22 protein-coding genes are annotated in these 20,613 nt (G+C 72.4%); 9 read left to right on the top strand and 13 right to left on the bottom strand.

Going from position 1 to position 20,613, the window contains the following annotated elements:
- Positions 1–8: 8 nt before the first annotated feature.
- Both AB0M70_RS23190 and AB0M70_RS23195 read right to left on the bottom strand, forming a co-directional pair.
- The gene (locus AB0M70_RS23190; protein WP_365822203.1) at positions 9–2,375 is read right to left on the bottom strand and encodes an FHA domain-containing protein; all 2,367 of its coding nucleotides are present in this window, start codon (positions 2,373–2,375) and stop codon (positions 9–11) included.
- A 57-nt stretch (positions 2,376–2,432) separates the two neighbouring features.
- Positions 2,433–3,059, bottom strand: coding sequence for a YigZ family protein (locus AB0M70_RS23195; protein ID WP_365822205.1), 627 nt, complete (start codon positions 3,057–3,059; stop codon positions 2,433–2,435).
- Positions 3,060–3,114: 55 nt separating this feature from the next.
- On the opposite strand from AB0M70_RS23195, the gene AB0M70_RS23200 reads away from it, so the two are divergent.
- Complete coding sequence (locus AB0M70_RS23200; RefSeq protein WP_365822207.1) at positions 3,115–3,840, top strand: 4'-phosphopantetheinyl transferase superfamily protein; 726 nt, start codon at positions 3,115–3,117, stop codon at positions 3,838–3,840.
- Here the strand turns inward: AB0M70_RS23200 and AB0M70_RS23205 are convergent.
- Entirely contained in the window at positions 3,815–5,443 is a 1,629-nt protein-coding gene (locus AB0M70_RS23205; RefSeq protein ID WP_365822209.1) for an amidohydrolase, read from the bottom strand. The genes AB0M70_RS23200 and AB0M70_RS23205 overlap by 26 nt on opposite strands.
- Positions 5,444–5,460: 17 nt before the next feature.
- Positions 5,461–6,909, bottom strand: a complete 1,449-nt coding sequence (locus AB0M70_RS23210) for an APC family permease (protein WP_365822211.1) — start codon at positions 6,907–6,909, stop codon at positions 5,461–5,463.
- 172 nt (positions 6,910–7,081) lie between these two features.
- On the opposite strand from AB0M70_RS23210, the gene AB0M70_RS23215 reads away from it, so the two are divergent.
- Positions 7,082–7,726 (top strand): TetR/AcrR family transcriptional regulator C-terminal domain-containing protein, encoded by a 645-nt coding sequence (locus tag AB0M70_RS23215; protein ID WP_365822213.1) that lies wholly within the window; start codon positions 7,082–7,084, stop codon positions 7,724–7,726.
- A gap of 14 nt (positions 7,727–7,740) precedes the next feature.
- Here AB0M70_RS23215 and AB0M70_RS23220 read toward each other — a convergent pair whose 3' ends face one another.
- Positions 7,741–8,418, bottom strand: a complete 678-nt coding sequence (locus AB0M70_RS23220; protein WP_365822215.1) for a transcriptional regulator — start codon at positions 8,416–8,418, stop codon at positions 7,741–7,743.
- 185 nt (positions 8,419–8,603) lie between these two features.
- On the opposite strand from AB0M70_RS23220, the gene AB0M70_RS23225 reads away from it, so the two are divergent.
- Both AB0M70_RS23225 and AB0M70_RS23230 read left to right on the top strand, forming a co-directional pair.
- The gene (locus tag AB0M70_RS23225; RefSeq protein ID WP_365822217.1) at positions 8,604–9,179 is read left to right on the top strand and encodes a TerD family protein; all 576 of its coding nucleotides are present in this window, start codon (positions 8,604–8,606) and stop codon (positions 9,177–9,179) included.
- A 38-nt stretch (positions 9,180–9,217) separates the two neighbouring features.
- The gene (locus AB0M70_RS23230) at positions 9,218–9,622 is read left to right on the top strand and encodes a CoA-binding protein (protein ID WP_365822219.1); all 405 of its coding nucleotides are present in this window, start codon (positions 9,218–9,220) and stop codon (positions 9,620–9,622) included.
- 178 nt (positions 9,623–9,800) lie between these two features.
- On the opposite strand, the gene AB0M70_RS23235 is transcribed toward AB0M70_RS23230, so the two are convergent.
- The 5 genes from AB0M70_RS23235 to AB0M70_RS23255 form a co-directional block, all read right to left on the bottom strand.
- On the bottom strand, positions 9,801–10,394 hold the full coding sequence (locus tag AB0M70_RS23235) for a sigma-70 family RNA polymerase sigma factor (RefSeq protein ID WP_361843367.1): 594 nt from the start codon (positions 10,392–10,394) through the stop codon (positions 9,801–9,803).
- Positions 10,395–10,556: 162 nt separating this feature from the next.
- Positions 10,557–11,315: a hypothetical protein gene (locus tag AB0M70_RS23240; protein ID WP_365822221.1), complete on the bottom strand. Its 759-nt coding sequence runs from the start codon at positions 11,313–11,315 to the stop codon at positions 10,557–10,559.
- 67 nt (positions 11,316–11,382) lie between these two features.
- Positions 11,383–11,595 (bottom strand): hypothetical protein, encoded by a 213-nt coding sequence (locus tag AB0M70_RS23245; protein ID WP_365822223.1) that lies wholly within the window; start codon positions 11,593–11,595, stop codon positions 11,383–11,385.
- 107 nt (positions 11,596–11,702) lie between these two features.
- The gene (locus AB0M70_RS23250; RefSeq protein WP_365822225.1) at positions 11,703–12,494 is read right to left on the bottom strand and encodes a lysophospholipid acyltransferase family protein; all 792 of its coding nucleotides are present in this window, start codon (positions 12,492–12,494) and stop codon (positions 11,703–11,705) included.
- Entirely contained in the window at positions 12,491–13,258 is a 768-nt protein-coding gene (locus tag AB0M70_RS23255) for a GNAT family N-acyltransferase (protein WP_365822227.1), read from the bottom strand. The genes AB0M70_RS23250 and AB0M70_RS23255 overlap by 4 nt, the downstream gene beginning before the upstream one ends.
- A gap of 200 nt (positions 13,259–13,458) precedes the next feature.
- On the opposite strand from AB0M70_RS23255, the gene AB0M70_RS23260 reads away from it, so the two are divergent.
- The 3 genes from AB0M70_RS23260 (at position 13,459) to AB0M70_RS23270 (ending at position 17,006) form a co-directional block, all read left to right on the top strand.
- Positions 13,459–14,115 carry a response regulator transcription factor gene (locus AB0M70_RS23260; RefSeq protein ID WP_365822229.1) on the top strand — a complete coding sequence of 219 codons (657 nt, stop codon included), beginning with the start codon at positions 13,459–13,461 and terminating at the stop codon, positions 14,113–14,115.
- Between the two features lie 38 nt (positions 14,116–14,153).
- On the top strand, positions 14,154–15,716 hold the full coding sequence (locus AB0M70_RS23265) for a histidine kinase (RefSeq protein WP_365822231.1): 1,563 nt from the start codon (positions 14,154–14,156) through the stop codon (positions 15,714–15,716).
- Positions 15,717–15,788: 72 nt separating this feature from the next.
- Positions 15,789–17,006, top strand: coding sequence for a CaiB/BaiF CoA-transferase family protein (locus AB0M70_RS23270; RefSeq protein WP_365822233.1), 1,218 nt, complete (start codon positions 15,789–15,791; stop codon positions 17,004–17,006).
- Between the two features lie 11 nt (positions 17,007–17,017).
- Here the strand turns inward: AB0M70_RS23270 and AB0M70_RS23275 are convergent, their stop codons facing one another.
- The gene (locus AB0M70_RS23275; protein WP_365822235.1) at positions 17,018–17,575 is read right to left on the bottom strand and encodes a YbaK/EbsC family protein; all 558 of its coding nucleotides are present in this window, start codon (positions 17,573–17,575) and stop codon (positions 17,018–17,020) included.
- Between the two features lie 55 nt (positions 17,576–17,630).
- Complete coding sequence (locus AB0M70_RS23280; RefSeq protein WP_365822237.1) at positions 17,631–18,215, bottom strand: XRE family transcriptional regulator; 585 nt, start codon at positions 18,213–18,215, stop codon at positions 17,631–17,633.
- A 94-nt stretch (positions 18,216–18,309) separates the two neighbouring features.
- Here AB0M70_RS23280 and AB0M70_RS23285 point away from each other — a divergent pair, with 94 nt between their 5' ends.
- Entirely contained in the window at positions 18,310–19,173 is an 864-nt protein-coding gene (locus AB0M70_RS23285; RefSeq protein ID WP_365822239.1) for a DMT family transporter, read from the top strand.
- Between the two features lie 16 nt (positions 19,174–19,189).
- On the opposite strand, the gene AB0M70_RS23290 is transcribed toward AB0M70_RS23285, so the two are convergent.
- On the bottom strand, positions 19,190–19,948 hold the full coding sequence (locus tag AB0M70_RS23290; protein WP_365822241.1) for an acyltransferase: 759 nt from the start codon (positions 19,946–19,948) through the stop codon (positions 19,190–19,192).
- A gap of 133 nt (positions 19,949–20,081) precedes the next feature.
- On the opposite strand from AB0M70_RS23290, the gene AB0M70_RS23295 reads away from it, so the two are divergent.
- Positions 20,082–20,612 carry a gamma carbonic anhydrase family protein gene (locus AB0M70_RS23295; protein ID WP_365822243.1) on the top strand — a complete coding sequence of 177 codons (531 nt, stop codon included), beginning with the start codon at positions 20,082–20,084 and terminating at the stop codon, positions 20,610–20,612.
- The last annotated feature ends 1 nt before the right edge of the window (position 20,613 follow it).

Here is a 20,613-nt window from a genome sequence, read left to right on the forward strand (position 1 = left end):
ACTCGCCACTACTTCCGCATCACCGCGGGTTCGTGCCGTCTCAGCAGCCGCGCCACCAGGTAGCCGAACACGACCGAGAGGGCGACCAACATGCCCATGTTGAGCAGCCAGATGCCCGCCGAGTGCCGGAAGAGGGGATCGGCGGTCAGCTCCCCGGGCACGATTCTGCCGAGTCCGATCGTGCCCGCCATCGCGCCCAGCGCCCACCGCGACGGCACGAGCCACGCCAGCTGCTCCACGCCGGGAACCCCGTGGAGTTTCAGGAGGGCGCCGCAGAACACCACCTGCACGATGGCCAGCAGCACGAGCAGCGGCATCGTCACTTCTTCCTTGCGCACGAGCGCCGAGACCAGGAGTCCCAACATCATCGCCGTGAACGCCAGCATCGCCACCGCCACGGTGATCTCGACCAGGGGTGGCAGCAGCACGCCCTCGCCGCCGGGCGCGTTGAGGTCGACGCCGAGCAGCGCCACCAAGGTCAGCACGACGGCCTGGAGGACGGTGATCGTCCCCAGGACGACGACCTTGGACATCAAGTACGCCGATCTGGAGAGCCCTACGGCCCGTTCACGCCGGTAGATCACCCGCTCCTTGACCAGTTCCCGCACGGCGTTGGCCGCGCCGGTCAGGACTCCGCCCACGCAGAGGATCAGCAGCGCGTTCATCGCCGTCTCCTGCGTGAGCTTGCTCCCGGACAGCGCGCGGGCCATGGCGCCCATCACGAACGGCAGCGCGATCATGATGGCCAGGAACGTCCGGTCGGCGGCGAGCGCTGCCGCGTACCGCCGCACCAGTGTCCGGAGTTGGGAGCCCCAGCTCTGCGCCTTGGGCGGCGGTGCGAACGCGGCGACCGGCCCCGCACCGCCCTGCGGCATCGGCGGCTGCGCCGAGGAGTTGACGATGTACCGCTGGTGGAAGGGCGAACGCCGGTACTCCCCCGCCCAGTCCCGGTCGCGGTCCCCCTCGAAGGCCTCGAACGCCTCGGGCCACTCCTCGAAGCCGAAGAACGGGAGTGCGTCCTGCGGAGGCCCGTAGTAGGCGATCCTGCCGCCGGCGGCGAGCACGAGGAGCCGGTCGCAGCCGTCGAGGCTGAGCACGCTGTGCGTGACGACGATGACCGTCCGGCCGTCGTCGGCGAGGCCGCGCAGCATGTGCATCACCGAGCGGTCCATGCCCGGGTCGAGCCCGGACGTCGGCTCGTCGAGGAAGAGCAGGGACGGTTTCGTCAGGAGTTCGAGGGCGACGCTCACGCGCTTGCGCTGCCCGCCGGAGAGGCTGTGGATGGGCTGGTCGACGCGCTGTTCGAGGCCGAGCTCGCGGATGACCTCATCCACCCTGGCCCGGCGTTCCGCTTTCTCGGTGTCCTGGGGGAAGCGCAGTTCGGCGGCGTATCCGAGGGCCCGGCGCACGGTGAGCTGTGCGTGCAGGATGTCGTCCTGCGGCACGAGCCCGATGCGCTGACGGAGTTCGGCGTAGTCGCGGTAGAGGTCGCGGCCGTCGTAGAGGACGGTGCCGTCGTCGGCGGGGCGCAGGCCGGTGAGGGCGTTGAGGAGGGTGGACTTCCCGGCGCCGCTGGGTCCCACGACGGCGAGCAGGCATTTCTCGCCGACGGGGAAGGAGATCCGGTCCAGGAGCGTCTTGCGGCCACGGTCGACGGCGACGGTCAGCTCCTGCACGTCGAGCGAGACCTCGCCGGTGTCGACGTACTCCTGGAGCTGGTCGCCGACGAGGCAGTACGCGCGGTGGCCGACGCCGACGATGTCCCCGGGCGCGACCGGGGCGCGGCCTACCGGCTGGCCGTTGAGATAGGTGCCGTTGTGGCTGCCGAGGTCGACGATCTCGTACGTGCCGTCAGCGAGGACCCGCAGCTCGGCGTGGCGGCGCGAGACGACCAGGTCGTCGATGACCAGGTCGTTGTCGGCGGCGCGACCGATGCGGACGGTGCGGGCGGGCAGCGGGCGCACCGTCGTCGGCTGCCGGAAGGTGCCGGTGGCCGAGGGGGTGCGGACGGCGGAGGGACGCTCGGGGGCGGGGGGCGGAGCGGGCGGGGGCGGCGCACGGCCGACGAGGACCGCGCGCGGGCCGTCGGTGACGCTGCCGAAGCGCAGGACGCTGCCGGCCCCGACGTCCCAGGCCTGGACGCGCTGCCCGTCGGCGTACGTGCCGTTCGTGCTGTGCTCGTCCTCGATCGTCCAGTGGTCGCGCTCGGCGTGCAGCACGGCGTGGTGCCAGGAGACGCGGGCGTCGTCGATGACGACGTCGCTCAACGGGTCGCGCCCCACGTGATAGTCCCGGCTCGGACTCATCACCGTGGAGCCGGTGTCGGTCTCCAGGACGAGTTCGGGCGCAGTCGGTGCTGCGGACCGCTCTCCCATGCCCGAATTCTACCCATTCGGACGCATTCACGCCTGGGCTCGGGCACCCGCCGGGCCTCAGGCGTCCCCGTACGCCTCTCCCCCGGGCTCGAAGACCGCGGCGCCCGCGGTCGCGTCCGCCAGCCAGGCCTTGAACGCCTCGACATCGGCGTCGGGGAGGCCGATCTCGATGGTCACCGCGTCCCCGTACCGCACATCACGCACCTCGCGCCCCGCCGACCGCAGATCGTTCTGGATCTTGCCCGCGCGCTGGTGGTCGACCGTGACGGTGGCGACCCTGAAGCGCCTGCGGGTCAGCGTGCCGACCGCGTCGAGCGCCTCGCCGACCGCGCCTCCGTAGGCCCTGATCAGACCACCGGCACCGAGCTTGACCCCGCCGTAATAGCGGGTCACGACGGCGACGACGTACCGCATCTCGCGGCGCAGCAGCATCTGGAGCATCGGCACCCCCGCGGTGCCGCCGGGCTCCCCGTCGTCGCTCGCCTTCTGCACCCCGGCGTCAGCCCCGATGACGTACGCGAAGCAGTTGTGCGAGGCGGACGGGTGCTCCTTGCGGATGCGCGCGACGAACGCCTGGGCCTCCTCCTCGGTGGCCGCGGGCGCGAGGGCGCACAGGAAGCGCGAGCGGTTGATCTCGATCTCGTGCACGGCCTCACGGGCCACGGTGCGGTACTCGTCGTGCATCCCGCCAGAGTAGGCCCCCACGCAGCCCACAGCCCCGGTACGGTGATCCGTTGTGATGTCACCTTCGAATCGCGTACGCCAAGTCCCCGGCGCCACTGACGTGTTGGGGTCACTGCTCGCCGACGCCCCCGTCACCGTCGTGGAGACCCGCGAGGATCCGGCCGATCCCTTCCTGTTTCCCGAGGAGGCGGACGTCGTGGCGCGGGCCGTGGACAAGCGGCGCCGCGAGTTCGCCACGGTCCGGCAGTGCGCCCGCACCGCGCTGGCCGGGCTCGGCGTGCCGCCCGCGCCGATCCTGCCGGGGCCCAAGGGCGCGCCGCGCTGGCCCGACGGCATCGTCGGCAGCATGACGCACTGCGCGGGCTACCGTGCCGCAGCCGTGGCCCGCGCCTCCGAGGTCCTCTCCGTCGGCATCGACGCGGAACCAGCCGCTCCGCTCGCCGACGCCGACGTCCTGAAGCTGGTCTCGGACGCGTCGGAGCGCGCGGCCCTCGCCGAGCTGGGCGTGCGGCACCCCGACGTTCCCTGGGACCGGCTGCTCTTCAGCGCCAAGGAGTCCGTCTACAAGACGTGGTTCCCGCTCACCGGCCGCTGGCTCGGCTTCGAGGACGCGCGCCTCGACCTGGCCGCGGACGGTACGTTCACCGCGGCGCTGCTCGTCCCCGGGCCGACCGTGGCGGGGCGTGAGCTGACGGGCTTCGCGGGCAACTGGCTGATACGCGACGGCGTCGCGGTCACCGCCATCGTCCTGCCCCTCACTCCGGCCCCGCCCGGAACGTAGGCACCCCGCCGAGCCAGGTGCCGAGGACCCGCACGTGCCGGACGGTCATCGGGTCGACGGCGCGCGGATCGGCGGACAGCCTGACCAGGTCCGCGGGCGCGCCGGGCACCAGCGCCCCGCGGTCGTCCGCACCGGCTTGATGGGCGACACCGCTGGTGGCCGCGGCGAGCGCCTGCTCCACGGTGAGCCGCTGGTGCGGAATCCAGCCGCCCTCGGGCACGCCGTCGAACGTGCGCCTGGTGACCGCCACTTGAATGCCCTCCAGCGGCTCGTACGAACTGACGGGCCAGTCGCTGCCGAAGGAGAGCCGCACCCCGTCGCGGGCCAACTCCCCCATCGGGTACTGCCGGCCGGAGCGTTCGGCGCCGATCCGCGGCATGGACAGATCGGTCTGGAGCGGATCGGGCTGCGCCCACAGGGGCTCGAAGTTGGCGATGACGCCGAGTGCGGCGAAGCGATGCAGGTCGGCCGGGTCGACGAGCTGGACGTGGGTGATCACGGGCCGCCGGTCCCAGGCGGGATTGGCGAGGACCGCGGCCTCCACCGCGTCGAGCGCGGCCCGGACGCCCGCGTCGCCGATGGCGTGGATGTGCGTCTGGAAGCCGTCGGCGTCGAACGCGCACACCGCTTCGGTGAGCGCGCCCGGCTCCCACACGGGCATGCCGCAGCTGTGCGGCGCGTCCAGATAGGGGTCGAGCAGGGCGGCCGTACCGCCCTCGATCACGCCGTCGCTGAAGTACTTCACCGTGCGCGCGGACAGCATCGGGCCGCCCTCGTCGTCCACTCGCGCACGCGCCGCGTCGAACTGCTTGCGCTGCCGGCGCCAGCGGTCGGGGTCGGCGCGCTGGGCCAGGTCCACGCGCACGCTCAACGCGTCGAGCCGGGCCGCCGCGAGATAGGCCTCCACCATCTCCGGCTCCACCCAGGCGTCCTGCACCCAGGTGATGCCCGCTCGCGCGTACGCCCGGCCCGCGCGGCGCACCGCTTCGACCAGTTCGGCCTCCTCGCGCGCGGGCACCTGGTCGAGCACCAGGTCGCAGGCGTGCCACTCGCGCAGGGTGCCCATCGGCGAGCCGTCGGGGCGCCGGACGATCCAGCCCAGCCGCGGGTCCGGCGTCGCGTCCCGCACCCCGGCCCTGCGCAGCGCCTCCGAGTTGCACCACACCGTGTGGTAGTCGTGGGCCCGCAGCACGACGGGCCGTTCACGCACCGCCGAGTCGAGCCACCGCGCGTCGAACTCGCCGTCGGGCGCGAGGGCGGGGTCGTAGGACGCGCCGACGATCCACTCCGCGTCCGGGTGCGCGGCGGCCCACCGCCCGACCTCCGCGACGATCGCGGCGACCGAGGTGAGGTCCTTGATCTGCGGGCCGAAGCTCTCCAGACCGCCGAAGAGAGGGTGGGCGTGGCCGTCACCGAAGGCGGGCATGAGCAGCCCGTCCCCCAACTCGACCACCTCGTCCGCCACTTCGGCCAGGCCGCGCGCCTCGTCGCCGAGCGCGACGACGCGTCCGTCGCGTACGGCGAGTGCCGTGGTGTCCCCATGGACATCGCTTCCGGTACGGACCGCCCCCAGGAAGACCCACGTCTGCGTCTCGTCCGCCATGCTGTTCCGCTCCTCCGTCACACGCTCTCCGCGTCCACTGTCGTCAGCCGTTCGTACGCCCGCGGATCGCGCCGTCGAATCCGCAGGGCCCGTGCCGCTCCCCCCACGAAGAGCACGGGCAGCGGCGCGATCAGCGCCGCGTTGACGCCGCCCGAAGCGCCCGTCAGGAGATCGAGGTTGCCGCACACCAGGGCGATCAGTACGGCGAGGCCCGCGCACGCGACCAGCGGGGCCGCGCGAACCCGCCAGGCGGGCATGCCCCTGCGGTCGCGCCGGAAGAAGCCGTACACCGCGAGCGCGGCGAGCGCCTGCATCAGCATCACGCCGAGGATGCCGGAGCCGTTGCTCCACAGGAACGTGACGGTGTACGGGTCGGCGCCGCTGATGACGGTCACGGCGACCACGGCCAGCGCGAGCCCCGACTGCGCCACGACCGCCGCGACCGGTGCGCGCGTCTTCGGGGACACCCTGGCCAGGCGGCGCGGCAACAGCCCTTCGCGGCCCAGGGCGTAGAAGTAGCGGGCGGCGCCGTTGTGGAAGGCGAGGGTCGCGGCGAAGGCGCTGGTGATGATCAGCACGTGCATGGAGTCGGCCGCCCAGGCTCCCGCGAACCGTTCGGTGGCCGCGAAGACCATGTCGGCGCCGCCCTCACCGTTGGCGACGGCCTGGGCGCGGTCCGAGCCGTACGCGTTGATGATCGTCCACACCGTGAAGGTGTAGAAGAGCGCGAGGAACGCCACCGCGATGTACGTGGCGCGCGGCACGGTGCGTTCGGGCTCCCTCGCCTCCTCCGCGTAGATGGCCGTCGCCTCGAACCCGACGAACGCGCCGACGGCCAGCACGAACATGCCGCCGACACCCGGCCCGCCCAGGTGCTCGGGCGAGAGCGTGCCGAGGTCGAAGCCGCGCGGGCCACCGCCGTGCGCGAACAGACCGGCTTCGAGGACGAGCAGCACGAGGACCTCGAGGACCAGGGCGACTCCGAGGACCTTGGCACTGAACGTGACCTTCAGACAGCCGAGTACGCCGATCGCGACGAGCCCGGCGAGCGACCAGATCCACCAGGCCACGCGGACCCCGGTCAGGTCGTCGAACCCGGACTCGGTGAACCACCCGAAGGCGACGAGCAGTCCGACCTCGATGGCGTTGTACGAGAACAGCGCGACGTACGCGGACCCGGCGCCCGCGGGACGTCCGAGCCCGCGCCCGATGTAGGCGTAGAAGGCGCCCGCGTTGCGCACGAAGCGGCTCATCGCCGTGAACCCGGCCGCGAAGACGATGAGCAGCAGCCCCGACACCAGGTAGCCGAGGGGCGCCGCCCGGCCCGCCATGCCGATCGCCAGCGGGGCCACTGCGGCCATCACGGTCAGCGGCGCCGCGGCGGCCACGACGAAGAAGACGAGGTCGCCGGTGCCGACGGCGCCGCCGCTGAGGCCCTTGGCGGCGTGGGAGGGGGGTGCGGTCACGCGGGTGCTCCCGGGCAGCGAGAGGGGAAAACTAAAGGCTTTAGTTGCGGCTGGGCAGGACCGTACTCTGCACACGGGCGGCTGTGAAGACCCCCGTCCGCAGGAAGATCCCGGGGAACGCCTGGGGTCGCGCCCGCGGAAAACCCCACGAACAGACGGGAGTTGGCAGGTCATGGGCAGAGGCAGACCGCGCATACCGGTGCTCGACGCGGATCTGATAGCGCGGGAGGCCCTCGCGCTGATCGACGCCGAGGGGGCCGACGCCTTCAGCCTGCCCCGCCTGGCGGCACGGCTCGGGGTGCGGACCGCCTCGCTCTACAACCACCTGGACGGCCGCGCCGAGGTCATCGAGGGCGTTCGGCGTCTGGTCGTCGAGGAGATGGACGTCTCCGCCTTCGACACGCTGCCGTGGCCCGACGCCCTTGCCGCGTGGGCCCGTTCGTACCGCGACGCCTTCGCGAGGCACCCGCACTCCATCGACCTGCTCGCCACCACCACCATCAGCTCACCGGCCACGCTCGGCATGTACGAGGCCGTCGTGTCGGCCCTGGCCCGTGGCGGCTGGCCGCAGGGGCGGCTGATCGCTGCGCTGACCAGCGTCGAGTCCTTCCTCCTCGGCTCCGCGCTCGACCTCGTGGCACCGCCGATGATGATCGACCCGGCCGGGCACGCGCCACGGGTGCCGGTCCTGACGGCGGCTCTGCAGAGTGCCGTCGGCGGCGACAAGGCGGGCCGGGCCGAGGACGCGTTCACCTCGGGGCTGGACGCGCTGATCCGCGGGCTCGTGGGGCAACTGGCGGAATTGCGCGGGGAGTAGGCCGACGAGGACGGTCAGAGGCCGCGCGCCGGGTCGGCGAGGGTCTCCCAGAACATCGCCTCGTAACGCTGGAGCAGCTTCCCGTGGCGCAGGGCGGCTCCGGTCGCGTCGAGGCCACGGTCCATGCCCGCACGCACCGCGGCGAGCGCCTGCCGCTCCAGGTCGGGCGCGGGCTCGGCGAAGAAGGCGAAGAACCCGCAGGCCTCCTCGCTGAAGCCGTAGTGCGCCGGCAGGGCGTCGGCGAGCGTCGCGCAATAGGCGCCCCAGGAGGCGAAGTTGGCGGTCAGGGCGAGGACCACGTCGGCGGGGGTGCCGTTCAGGGCGAGCCAGGCCACGTACGCCGGATAGGCCTGGCAGCCCGCGCGCGGCTCGTACGCCTCGGCGTCGGATTTACTCACCCCGCACGCGGCGACCAGGGCGCCGAGCCGGTCGAAGGCGAGCGTCTCGCCCTCGGCGAGGGTGCGGAAGAAGGCCTCGCACTCGGCTTCGCCCGCGTCGGCCGAGCGTGCGGCCAGGTGCAGGAAGGAGCGGCGGTCGGCGGGGATCACGGAGTGCTGTTCCAGGGCGAGAGCGGTGATCGCGGAACGATTCGCGGTGCCGTCCGCGAGGCGTGGGACGAGCGGGTTGGCCGCCGGATCGGGCGCGAGCCGCGCCACCACGTCGTCGAGCAGTTCCCGTGCGGTCCGTGTCATCGTCCGTCCTTCCCGCCTTCGGCAGATGCGGCTCTCTTGACGGCCCCTCAAGGAGCGCCACATCGTAACGGGACGCGGTACGAGGGGGCAGGCCATCCCGCCTCTTTCTACAGTGTTGTAGTTTTTAGGTCCCGGCCCTGACCACGGCCGGTACGCACTTCACCTCAGGACCTCAGGAGGACATCGTGGGAGTTTCCCTGGCCAAGGGCGGCAATGTCTCGCTCAGCAAGGAGGCCCCCGGCCTCACCGCCGTCCTGGTCGGCCTGGGCTGGGACGTCCGCACGACCACCGGCACGGACTACGACCTGGACGCGAGCGCACTGCTCTGCGACGACTCGGGGAAGGTCGTCTCCGACCAGCACTTCATCTTCTACAACCAGCTCAAGAGCCCCGACGGTTCGGTCGAGCACACCGGCGACAACCTCACGGGCGAGGGCGAGGGCGACGACGAGGCGGTCAAGGTGAACCTCGCGCAGGTGCCCGCCGAGATCACGAAGATCGTCTTCCCGGTGTCCATCCACGACGCCGAGAACCGCGGCCAGAGTTTCGGCCAGGTCCGCAACGCCTTCATCCGCGTCGTCAACCAGGCCGACAACGTGGAGATCGCCCGCTACGACCTCTCCGAGGACGCGTCGACGGAGACCGCCATGGTCTTCGGCGAGCTCTACCGCCATGGCACGGAGTGGAAATTCCGCGCGGTCGGCCAGGGTTATGCCAGTGGGCTGCGCGGCATCGCGTCGGACTTCGGCGTGAATGTCTGACGTGCGCGTCTGACGAACGGCAACAGAAGGAGCGGGACGTGTACGGCGATCCGGCAACAGTGCGCAAGATCCTGACGGAACTCGGGGACACCTGGGCGGTCGTGGGCCTGTCCACGAACGAGGAGCGAGCGGCGTACGGGGTCGCCGGTGTCCTGCAGCGGTACGGGAAGCGTGTCGTCCCGATCCACCCCAAGGCCGAGACGGTGCACGGCGAGAAGGGCTATCCGTCCCTCGCCGCGGTGCCCTTCAAGATCGACGTCGTCGACGTCTTCCTCAACAGTGCCCTCGCGGGCCAGGCCGCCGAGGAAGCCGTCACGATCGGCGCTCAGGCGGTCTGGTTCCAACTGGGCGTGGTCGACGAGGCGGCGTACGAGCGGACTCGGGCCGCGGGCCTGGAGATGGTCATGGACCGCTGCCCGGCGATCGAACTGCCGATGCTCTGACACTCCGCCGGATGTGCGGAGTTCGTGTCGCGACGGGTGGGTTCCTCGACCCACCCGTCGCAGCGCTCTCGGCCACCGCACTCAAGTGGCCGCGTGACCGAGGCCCTGAGGTGCGCCGGAGCGGATCGTTCCACCCCGGCACAGCTCAGGGCCTTGCGGAAGGCCGCGCCCAGGTGTGTCAGGCCGCGGCGCCCACCAAAGCGGGGCGTTCCGCTTCCCGCAGGCGCTCCATCAGCGCGATCCGGGCCCGCGCCACGCGCGAGCGGACCGTGCCCACCGGACAGCCGGTGAGCAGCGCGGCCTCCGCGTAGGGCAGCCCGAGGAGTTGGGTGAGGACGAAGGCCTCACGCCGTTCGTCGGGCAGCGTCGCCAGCAGGTCGGCGAGGACCACGCCGTCGTCGAAGCCCGGCAGGCCTCTGGGCTGGGCCCGCTCCGCGGCGGACTGCCAGTCGTCCGTGTCGCAGAGGCGGGGCCTGGCCGCGGCGTGCCGCAGGCTGTCGATCACCGCGCGCCGGGCGATGGAGAGCAGCCACGTACGGGCGGACGAGCGCCCTTCGAACCGGTGCAGGCTGCCGAGGGCCCGCAGGAACGTGTCCTGCGTCAGGTCGTCGGCGGCCTGCGGGTCGCCGCCGAGGTACGTCACGTACCGGCGGACGTCCCGGTGGAGGGCGCGTACGAAGTGCTCGACCGCTTCGGGGTCTCCGGCGCGGGCGGCGAGCGCCCAGGCCGTTATCGACTCGTCGGGTGAGCTGGGCAGGGCAGGAATGATCACCTGGTGTCCTTCTCGGGAATCCGGGACCCGGACACGCCGTACGAGCGTGCGTCCGGCGGGTCCGGTGAGGGGGGTACGGCCGCGCGAGAGTGCGCGGGACCGATGCCCGAGCCGTCCGGCCGCGCGCGATGGCGCGCGGGAACGGCGTCGGGGAGCCGGCTGTCAGGCGACAGCGGTCCCCGCGGGCGGACCCCGAGAAGTGATGGCGTGGACGAGAAGCAGCCGACGCGGCCGGCCCGCCGCACGGTGGCGGTGGAGCCGGACGCGGGGCCGGTGTGCGGGCGTGGGCAGTGCGAGAGGCACCCGCAAGGGGGCGACGAGCCACCCGGCGAAGGCACGCGCGACACGGAAGGCCGCACGTTCGCCGTGCGCGAGCCAGAGCCCGCAGACGAGCGCGGCGAGAAGGTGGGCGGCGAGCATGCCGGTCGGCGACATGCCGCTCATGTCGTGGCCGCCGCCCATGTGATCCATGTGCTCCATCGCGGAGCCCATCGAGGACGCGGGCATGGCGGGCATGGACGTCATGCCCGCATCGGGCATCGGCGCGGACATGGCCGAGCCCTGCCCCCGCCCCATGCTCCCCGTCGAGTCGGCGCCCATCGGCGCGGCACAGAGCATGTGCTGCACCCAGCGCCGCACGAGCGGCACTCCGGCCGATGGCTGCGCGGCGGCCTGGGCCAGGGAGAACCCCGAGTGCAGCGCGGCCTGAGCGGCCACCGCCGCGGAGACGACCAGGGGCAGCCCCCGTTCGCGCCCGGCGAGCAGCCACGCCGTGCCGCCGACCCCGACGGCTCCGGCGCCCAGCGTCCACCAGGGCACCGAGGTCCCCGACATCATGACGTGCCCCAGGGCAGCGAGCAGCACACAGGCGGCCGCGAACACCGCAGCCCGTACCGCGCGAGAACACCATCCAGCAGTCATGGCGGGGACATCCTTGCATTCACGCCCCTCCTTTCACGGATGGGTACGCGAAATGACCCCGCCGTGTTCATCGGCCGGGGTCGCCGGAGTGCATGTCCCCCATGTCTCCCTCATGCGTCCCGGTCCCGGTCCCGGTCCCGGTCTCGGTCTCGGTCTCGGTCCGCTGTGTGCCGGGGGCGCCCGGCCCGACGGCCGACCCCACGGCGTACGACACCGCGAAGATCACCGCGAGCAGCGCGAGGAAACCGCAGAGCAGGGACAACTGGGGGCGGTCGCTCATCGCCGCTCTCCTGACACTCGTGACGCGACAGCGCGGTTCCGTCGCGGCCGCGCCTGTTCAGGAGTCGGCCGCGCGGGTGCCCGGGTTCCCGTGACCTTGCGGGCTGCTCACAGATGGGCGGGCAGTTCATGGGCGCCGATGACCGCTTGAGCCTGGGCGGCAAGATCCCGACGGTCGTCGCCGCGCAGCGGGGCGTGCGCGGTGACCCGTACGGTCAGGCCACGGGCGCGGGCCACGCGGTGCAGTGAGGCCCCGAAGGTCTCGTCGCCGAGGAAGGCCGCCGTGGTGCTGCGGGTGCCGTGCCGGTAGTAGCGGATGGTGACCGGCCGTACGGGCGCGCCCGCGTCGGCCGCCGCCTGGAACGTGGCCCGGCGGAAGCGCCCACCGGCCACGGAACACCAGGTGGTGGCCTGCGGGAAGACGAGGACGGAGCGGCCCGAGCGCAGGGTGGACGCCAACTCGGCCACCACATGTGGCAGTTGGCGTATCCCGTCGCGGTCGATGAACTGGGTTCCGGCCCGCCGCGCGAGCGAGCCGATCACCGGCCACCGGCCCACCTCCCGCTTGGCAAGGACCGTCACCGGCTCCACGGCGAGCAGGCTGACGACGTCGAGCCAGGAGATGTGGTTGGCGACGACGAGGGTGCCGGGCCGGGAACCGGTCACCGTCAGCCGCCCCGGCCCCGCGTCCAGGCGTATGCCCAGGGCGCCCAGGATCCCCTGGGCCCGCGCCCGCAGCGCCCGCGGCTCGGCCAGCCGCGCGCCCTGCGTCACGCCGACGCCGATCTCGTACGTCAACGCCGCGTACCGCCGGGCCAGTTCGGCCGGTGGAACCTCCGGCGCCGAGCGGGTGACGCAGGCCGGGGTGCACAGCGCGGCCGGGGTGCGCGCGGGGCTCATCGCGTCTCCCCCAGGAAATAGCGGCGGTAGCGGTCGCCGAGCCGGTCCATGTCCAGGAGGACGAAGAAGTCGGCGACGTCGAACGCGGGGTCGTGCGTGGGCGCCCCGCACATCCACGCCCCCAGGCGGAGGTAGCCCCTCAGCAGCGGCGGCAGGTCGGTGTAGGCGGGCCGCTCCACCGGTGGCGCGGTGGGCACCCAGGGGCGCCGGGGCTGCACCCGCAGCTCGGGCGGCGACGCGTGCCGGGACGTGCCGAGCAGCCAGGCGCTCGACGCCGCCCGGCCGCCGTCGGACAGCGGCACCGAGGCGCAGCCCGCCAGATAGCGGTGGCCGGAGAGCAGGACATAGCGGGCGAGTGCCGACCACATCAGGTTGATCACCGCGCCGGAGCGATGGTCGGGGTGCACGCAGGAGCGGCCCGCCTCGACGGTGGAGGAGCGCAGTCCCTCCAGCGCGCGGAGGTCGAACTCGCTGTCGGAGTAGGACCGCTCGGCCCGGCCGGGCGGCAGCAGACGATACGTGCCGACGACCTCGCCGGTGGTGGTGTCGGTGACGATCAGGTGGTCCGCGAGGTCGTCGAAGGGGTCCACGTCGTGGCCGGGCAGGGAGGTGTGGAGCGTGGCACCCATCTCCTCACCGAAGACGCGGTACCGCAGCCGCTGCGCGGCCCGGATCTGCTCTTCGGAGTGGGCGACGGAGGTGACGTACGCGGGGGTGACGGCGGGAGCGGAGGGCGTCAGAGGGGTAGCGGATGTCGAGGGCATGACAGATCCGGGCTCCGTTCGGGGAGGGTCGGCCGCACGATGAACAGCAGCACGAACAGCACGGTGATGGCCCCGGCTGAACTGCGCACGATGACCGTGAGGCCGACGGTCAGGACCCGCGTGAGCATCAGGTGAACGCCGACCGCGCACACCTGCCGGCACTTTCATGGGGTCATCAACGGCCGGGGTAGCGTGCGCACATGATCAGAGTGCTGCTCGCCGACGACGAGGCGATGATCAGGGCCGGGATACGGGCGATCCTCGGCACCGCCGATGACATCGAGGTGGTCGCCGAGGCGGCCGACGGGCGCGAGGCGGTCGACCTGGCCCTCAGGCACCGGCCGGACGTCTGCCTCCTCGACATCCGGATGCCGCGGCTCGACGGCCTTCAGGCGGCCGCCGAGCTGCGCGAGATCGCCCCGGACACGGCGGTGGCGATGCTCACCACGTTCTCCGAGGACGAGTACATCGCGAGTGCGCTCGGCTCCGGAGCCGCCGGTTTCCTCCTCAAGTCCGGCAATCCGCGCGAACTGATCGCCGGGGTCCAGGCCGTCGCCGAAGGCGGCGCGTACCTCTCTCCGTCGATCGCGCGGCGGGTGATCTCCCACCTCGGCGCGGGCCGGCTCGGCAAGCAGGCGACCGCGCGGGCCCGCGTCGAGGAACTGACGGCGCGCGAGCGTGAGGTGCTCGCGCTGGTCGGAGCCGGCCTGTCGAACGCGGAGATCGCCGGGCGGCTGTACGTCGTCGAGGGCACGGTGAAGGCGTACGTCAGCCAGGTCCTGGCCCGCCTCGGCCTCAAGAACCGGGTGCAGGCCGCGATCCTGGCGTACGAGGCGGGGCTGGTCGGCGAGGAATGAGGACCCCGGCGTCCGGAGTGATCGGCGATGCTTGCCGGATGCGCGGCTCAAACGGCTGGCTCTCCCGGCTCCTCCCCCGGTTCCTTCCCCGGCTCTTCGACATCGCCGTGTGGCTCGTGGTGTGCGCGCCGCCTTTCTCGGCCGCCCTCGGTCCCGACGGGCGTGACGCCGTCGTGGCGGCCGTGGGCATCCCGCTGCTCGGGGGCGCCGTCGCCCTCGGCAGGCGGTGGCCGCTCGCCGCCCTCGCCGTGCCCGTGGCGCTGAGTCTGCTGACGGATCCGGAGATGCTGACGCCTGTGTACTGGGCGGCGCTCGCCGTGTTCGGGTATTTCGCCGGCAGTCGTACGGCCGTGGCGCGTCCGGCGCTGTGGTTCTTCGGGGCGGTCGCCGTGGCCGGACTCGTCATGAACGGGTTCGTGGCGAGCGATCTGTGGGGCTGGCCCACGATGCTCCTGACCTTTCTGACCGGCGTGGTGCTGCCCTGGCTGCTCGGCCGGTACCGCCGTCAGTACGCCGAGCTGACGGCCACCGGCTGGCGGCTCGCCGAGCGCCTGGAACGCGAGCAGCAGGCTGTCGCGGACCGCACCCGTATCCGCGAACGGGCCAGGATCGCGGGCGACATGCACGACTCGCTCGGCCACGATCTGACGCTGATCGCCGTCCAGGCGGGTGCCCTTGAGGTCGACCCCACGCTCGACGCCCGCCAGCAGGCGGCGGTCGGCGAGCTGCGCGAGGCCGCGGGCGCGGCGACCGAACGGCTTCGGGAGATCATCGGCGTGCTGCGGGCCGACGACGAGGTGCCGCCCAGGGCCCCGTCGGAGGAGAGTCCGGAAGCCGTGGTCGAGCGCGCGCGGGCCTCCGGCGTCGAGGTCACGCTCGAACGGGCGGGGGCCACCGATGACCTGCCGCCGATGGTCGCCCTCGCCGTCCACCGTGTGCTCCAGGAGTCCTTGACCAACGCCGCCAAGCACGCGCCCGGTGCCGCGGTCCGGGTCGGCATCGCGCGGGACGGTGACGCGTTGCGCCTGACGGTGGTGAACGGCCCGGCCCCGGCCGGCCGCCTGCCCGGAGTGGCGTCGGGCGGCAGCGGACTCGTCGGCCTCGACGAGCGCGTGCGCCTGGCAGGCGGCACGCTCCGCGCGGACCCCACTGCCGACGGCGGCTTCCGGGTGGCGGCCGAGCTGCCCGCGACCGGGGCCGCCCCACGCACCGCCGACACCCCCAGGCCCACCGCCTCCGCCAGGGAACTGGAGCTCGCCAGGCGGCAGATCAGACGGCGGCTGACCCAGGCGGTCCTGACCCCGCTCGCGGTCCTGGCCGGAATCCTGCTGCTCATGATCCCCCTCAGCCTGATCAGCTCCGTCTTCTCGGTCCTGGACCGGGAGGTGTACGACGGCCTGCGGACCGGGCAACCACGCGACGAAGTCGAGTCCCGCCTCCCGGACTTCACCATGGACGGACCGCCCGACGGCGCGCCCGCGACCCCGCGCGGCCAGGACTGCGCGTACTACAGCACCCGCTTCATGTCGGGCGACGGCTACCGCCTCTGTTTCGACGACGGGCGGCTCGTCTCCAAGTCCGTCGTGGGGGAGGGCGACTGAAGCGGCGTGCCGTGTGACCGTACAGACTCAGGCAGCACCCGCGAACCCAGGACAGGAAGAGTTAGGGCAGTCATGGCGACGACGCACCACGAATCCGCAGGTCAACTCCCCCTGGAGGGCATCACCGTCGTCAGCTTGGAACAGGCCGTCGCCGCTCCCTTCGCCACTCGCCAGCTCGCCGACCTCGGCGCCCGCGTGATCAAGGTCGAACGCCCCGGGGGCGGTGACTTCGCCCGGCGCTACGACACCACGGTGCACGGCCAGGCCAGCTACTTCGTCTGGCTCAACCGCTCCAAGGAGTCCCTCACCCTGGACCTCAAGTCCGGGGAGGGCAGGGCGATCCTGCACGAACTCCTCGCGGGTGCCGATGTGTTCGTGCAGAACCTCGCCCCGGGTGCGGCGGACCGGCTCGGCCTCGGCGCGGACGAACTCCAGGCCCGCTACCCCTCGTTGATCCCGTGCACCGTCAGCGGGTACGGCACCAGCGGCTCCTGGTCCCAGCGGAAGGCGTACGACCTGCTCGTGCAGTGCCAGACCGGGCTGCTCTCGCTGACCGGCACGCCCGACGAAGCGGTGCGGGCGGGGATCTCGGTGGCGGACATCGCGGGCGGGATGTACGCCTACAGCGGCATCCTCACCTCGCTCTTCACCCGGGCCACCACCGGGCGCGCACCGGCCGTCGAGGTCTCCCTCTTCGACGCGCTCGGCGAGTGGATGGGCCAGCCCGCCTACTACACGCGGTACGGCGGCACTCAGCCGCCGCGGGTCGGTGCCCGGCACGCGACGGTGGCGCCCTACGGCCCGTTCACCGCGTCCGACGGCAAGGACGTGCTGCTCTCCGTGCAGAACGAGCGTGAGTGGGCCGCCCTGTGCGAACAGGTCATCGGGCAGCCGGAGTTGACCGACGACCCGAGATTCGCCACCGGCTCCGACCGGGTCGCCCACCGCGACGAACTCGACGCGATCATCTCCGCGCGGTTCGCCCGACTCGGCAGCGACGAGGCGATGGAGCTCTTGGACCGGGCCAACATCGCCAACGCGGGCGTGAATTCGGTCGCCGAGTTCCTGGCCCACCCCGCGCTCGTCGAGCGCGACCGCTGGCGGGAGGTCGCCATTCCGGGCAGCTCCTCCCCGGTGCAGGCGCTGGTGCCGCCCGCGGACCTGAAGGGCGTGGCCCCGCGCATGGACCCCGTACCGGCAGCGGGCGAGCACACCGAGCTGATTCTGGGGGAGCTGGGGCGTGGCCCCGACGACATCGCCCGGCTGCGCGAAGAGGGGGTCTGCGGGTAAGTGGAGCCAGGTCAGGCGACGCCGAGCCCTTCGAGGACCACCGCGTTGGGCAGCTCGGCGAACGCCTTGCCGGGCACGATGAGCTTGCCCCGGCGGCTGCCGCTGCCGATCAGGACGTACGGCAGGTCGACGACGGCGGCGTCCACCAGCAGCGGCCAGTCGGCGGGCAGACCGATCGGCGTGACGCCGCCGTACTCCATGCCGGTCTCGCCGGTGGCCGTGTCCATCGGGGCGAACGAGGCCTTGCGCGCGCCCAGTTGGCGGCGCACGACGCCGTTCACGTCGACGCGGGTCGTGGAGAGAACCAGGCACGCGGCGAGCGAGGCCTCGCCGCCGCGCTTGCCGGTGACGACGACGCAGTTCGCGGACTGCTCCAGGATGTCCCGGCCGTAGTGCTCCACGAAGGTGGCGGTGTCGGCCCACTGCGGGTCGGTGTCGACGTGGATGACCTGCTCGGCGGGAACGCTCCCGTTCCATCCGCGCACGGCGTCCGCGACGGGTGCGACGAGGAGGTCGAGGGCCTCGGGCGCGGGTCGGACGTCGTCGAAATCTCCCATGGGTGCACGCATGGCCGCACGCTAACAGGCCGCCCTCGCGGCTCGTCCCGCGGTTCGGTCCCGCGGCTCAGTACGACGAGGCGTGCGCCGGGGGCACCGACACCGACATGGTCATCTCGACCGGCTCGGCACCCTTGTTGTGATAGCCGTGCGCCACGTTGGCCTCGAAGGACGCGGCGGAACCGGCGGGCACCAGATGCTCCACACCGTCCACGAGAAGGGTCAGTTCGCCCGCGGCCACGTGCAGGAGCTCCATCGTCCCCGGCGGGTGCGCGTCGGAGTCGCTGCCGTCGCCGGGCATCAGCTTCCACGCCCACAGCTCGAAGGGCCCGCGCGCCTCGGTCCCGACCAGGAGCGTCGTGCTGCTGCCCGCCTCCGTGGACCACATCCGCACCGCCTGCTCCGGCGGCACGAGCCGTACGTGCGAGCCCTGTTCGTAGTCGAGGAGCGTGGTGATGCTGATACCCAGGGCGTCGGCGAGCTTCACCGTGATGCCGACGCTGGGGTTGGTCCTGGCCTGCTCGATCTGGATGATCATGCCGCGGCTGACGCCCGCGCGGGCCGCGAGCGCATCGAGCGTGAAGCCCCGTTCCGAGCGCCAGCGCTTGAGGTTGCGGGCGAGGGACTGGGTGAGCTGATCGAGGTCCGACACATTCCGTCCAATATATTGGATGACAGAGTTTAGGATAGTGAACTACGGTGTGGTGCACCTGAAGGTTCACCACACTGTACTGCGAGGATTTCCGATGACGGCACTGTTCGCCCTGGCCACCAGCCTCCTGTGGGGCCTGGCCGATTTCGGCGGCGGGCTGCTGACCCGTCGCCTTCCCGCGCTCACGGTGGTCGTCGTCTCGCAGGCCGTCGCGGTGGTCGTCCTCGGGGCGATCGTGGTCGCCACGGGCGGCTGGACGGAGTGGGGGCCGCAGCTGTGGTTCGCGGTCGGCGCGGGGCTGGTCGGCCCCGCCGCGATGCTCGCCTTCTACAAGGCCCTGGCGCTCGGCCCGATGGGCGTCGTCTCGCCGCTCGGCTCGCTGGGCGTCGTCGTACCGGTGGGCGTCGGGCTCCTCCTCGGCGAGCGGCCGGGGGTCCCGCAGTTCGCCGGGATCGCCGTCGCCGTGGTCGGCATCGTCCTCGCGGGCGGGCCCGAACTGCGCGGCGCCCCCGTGCAGCGGCAGGCGGTCCTGCTCACGCTGGTCGCGGCCTTCGGGTTCGGTGGCGTGATGGCGCTCATCGCCGAGGCGTCGAGCAGCCTCACGGGCCTGTTCCTCGCCCTGTTCGTGCAGCGCGTGACGAACGTGGCCACCGGCGGCGCGGCCTTGTTCGTCTCGGTCAAGCGGGGCGGCAGGGCGCTTCCCGAGGGCAGCGGGGTGCACGTCATCTGGGCAGCGGTCCCGGCCCTGGCCTTCGTCGGCCTCGCGGACGTCGCGGCCAACGGCACGTACTCGGTGGCTGCCCAGAACGGCCCGGTCACCGTGGCCGCCGTGCTCGCCTCCGTCTACCCGGTGGTCACCGCACTCGCCGCCCGCCTGGTGCTCAAGGAACGGCTGCGCGGGGTACAGGCGGCGGGCGCGGGCCTCGCGTTGGTGGGCACGGTACTGCTGGCGAGCTGAGCAGGGCGGCCGTGCGTCAGACCTGCTCACCGAGGTCGAGGTCGTTCAACTCCCCCAGGGCAAGCAACTGTTCCGGCGTGACCCCGTCAGGAATGGGCACGGGCGCAGGCGTACGCAGCGGCGGCTGCCACCCCGCCTCGGGGTCCCAGGTCCGCACCACGCGGGCCGGCGCTCCCGCGACCACCGCATGGTCAGGGACATCGCCCCGGACCACGGCTCCCGCCGCCACCACGACGTTGCGCCCGATCCTGGCGCCCGGCAGGATCACCGCGTTCGTGCCGATCCAGCAGCCGGGCCCGATCTCGACCGGCTCCATGCGCGGCCACTGCTTGCCGATGGGCGTGTGCGGATCGTCGTACGAGTGGTTCGTGGACGTCACGTACACCGTGGGCCCGAAGTAGCAGTCGTCGCCGATCGTCACCGTGGTGTCGGCGATGACGTGGCTGCCGCGGCCGAGGACGACGCCGTTGCCGATGCGCAGGATCGGGTCGGGGCCGAGGTCCAGGTCGGGCATCATCCCGGCGGTGAGCGTGACCTGCTCGCCGATGATGCAGTGATCGCCGATGCGGATCCACGGCTCACCGAAGACGGTCCCCTGCGGGAAGGACAGCTTCGTGCCCTGGCCGATCGCGCCGAACCGCAGCCTGCCCGGCCGCTGCGCGGTGACGGCACCGGTCCGCTGCACCCAGGCCCAGCCCGCGTGGACGGCGCGCTGGGTCGCGCGGCGCCGCCAGTCGGCGACCGCGGATGAGAACGTGTTCCTGTTCTTCGGCACGCGCTCACGTTACTCAGCCGCGCGCGGCCCGGTGAGCCCGGACCCCTGTGATCTTCACCCCACAGGGTGGCGGTCCCCACCCCGTCCCGTACGGTTCCGCCAGGCGCGAGACACGTACGAATGGAGAGTTCCGATGAGCCACGAGGCACTCATCACCGGGTTCGGCGGCAAGAACCCGCAGATCGATCAGGACGCCTTCACCGCGCCCACCTCGGTCATCATCGGCGAGGTGACGCTGCACGCCGGTGCGAGCGCCTGGTACGGGGCGGTGCTGCGCGCGGACGGCGGGCCCATCGTCGTCGGCGCCGACAGCAACATCCAGGACAACTGCAGCCTCCACGTCGACCTGGGCTTCCCCATGACGATCGGCGAGCGGGTCTCGGTCGGCCACAACGCCGTCCTGCACGGCTGCACCGTCGAGGACGACTGCCTCATCGGCATGGGGGCGACGGTCCTCAACGGCGCGGTGATCGGCGCCGGTTCGCTGGTCGCCGCGCAGGCGCTCGTGCCGCAGGGGATGGTCGTGCCGCCCGGCTCACTGGTCGCGGGCGTGCCCGCCAAGGTGCGCCGCCCGCTCACCGACGAGGAGCGCGCGGGCGTCACCCTGAACGGCACGATGTACGTCGAGCTCGCCAAGGCCCACCGGGACGCCCACGCCGGGTGAC

The sequence above is a fragment of the Streptomyces sp. NPDC051214 genome, assembly GCF_040682375.1.
GTDB lineage: Bacteria > Actinomycetota > Actinomycetes > Streptomycetales > Streptomycetaceae > Streptomyces.

Coding starts and splice junctions, on each gene's coding strand:
- AB0M70_RS23190 (WP_365822203.1), bottom strand. CDS start 2,375: ATGGGAGAGCGGTCCGCAGCACCGACTGCGCCCGAACTCGTCCTGGAG.
- AB0M70_RS23195 (WP_365822205.1), bottom strand. CDS start 3,059: ATGCACGACGAGTACCGCACCGTGGCCCGTGAGGCCGTGCACGAGATC.
- AB0M70_RS23200 (WP_365822207.1), top strand. CDS start 3,115: ATGTCACCTTCGAATCGCGTACGCCAAGTCCCCGGCGCCACTGACGTG.
- AB0M70_RS23205 (WP_365822209.1), bottom strand. CDS start 5,443: ATGGCGGACGAGACGCAGACGTGGGTCTTCCTGGGGGCGGTCCGTACC.
- AB0M70_RS23215 (WP_365822213.1), top strand. CDS start 7,082: ATGGGCAGAGGCAGACCGCGCATACCGGTGCTCGACGCGGATCTGATA.
- AB0M70_RS23220 (WP_365822215.1), bottom strand. CDS start 8,418: ATGACACGGACCGCACGGGAACTGCTCGACGACGTGGTGGCGCGGCTC.
- AB0M70_RS23240 (WP_365822221.1), bottom strand. CDS start 11,315: ATGACTGCTGGATGGTGTTCTCGCGCGGTACGGGCTGCGGTGTTCGCG.
- AB0M70_RS23245 (WP_365822223.1), bottom strand. CDS start 11,595: ATGAGCGACCGCCCCCAGTTGTCCCTGCTCTGCGGTTTCCTCGCGCTG.
- AB0M70_RS23250 (WP_365822225.1), bottom strand. CDS start 12,494: ATGAGCCCCGCGCGCACCCCGGCCGCGCTGTGCACCCCGGCCTGCGTC.
- AB0M70_RS23255 (WP_365822227.1), bottom strand. CDS start 13,258: ATGCCCTCGACATCCGCTACCCCTCTGACGCCCTCCGCTCCCGCCGTC.
- AB0M70_RS23260 (WP_365822229.1), top strand. CDS start 13,459: ATGATCAGAGTGCTGCTCGCCGACGACGAGGCGATGATCAGGGCCGGG.
- AB0M70_RS23265 (WP_365822231.1), top strand. CDS start 14,154: ATGCGCGGCTCAAACGGCTGGCTCTCCCGGCTCCTCCCCCGGTTCCTT.
- AB0M70_RS23270 (WP_365822233.1), top strand. CDS start 15,789: ATGGCGACGACGCACCACGAATCCGCAGGTCAACTCCCCCTGGAGGGC.
- AB0M70_RS23275 (WP_365822235.1), bottom strand. CDS start 17,575: ATGCGTGCACCCATGGGAGATTTCGACGACGTCCGACCCGCGCCCGAG.
- AB0M70_RS23285 (WP_365822239.1), top strand. CDS start 18,310: ATGACGGCACTGTTCGCCCTGGCCACCAGCCTCCTGTGGGGCCTGGCC.
- AB0M70_RS23295 (WP_365822243.1), top strand. CDS start 20,082: ATGAGCCACGAGGCACTCATCACCGGGTTCGGCGGCAAGAACCCGCAG.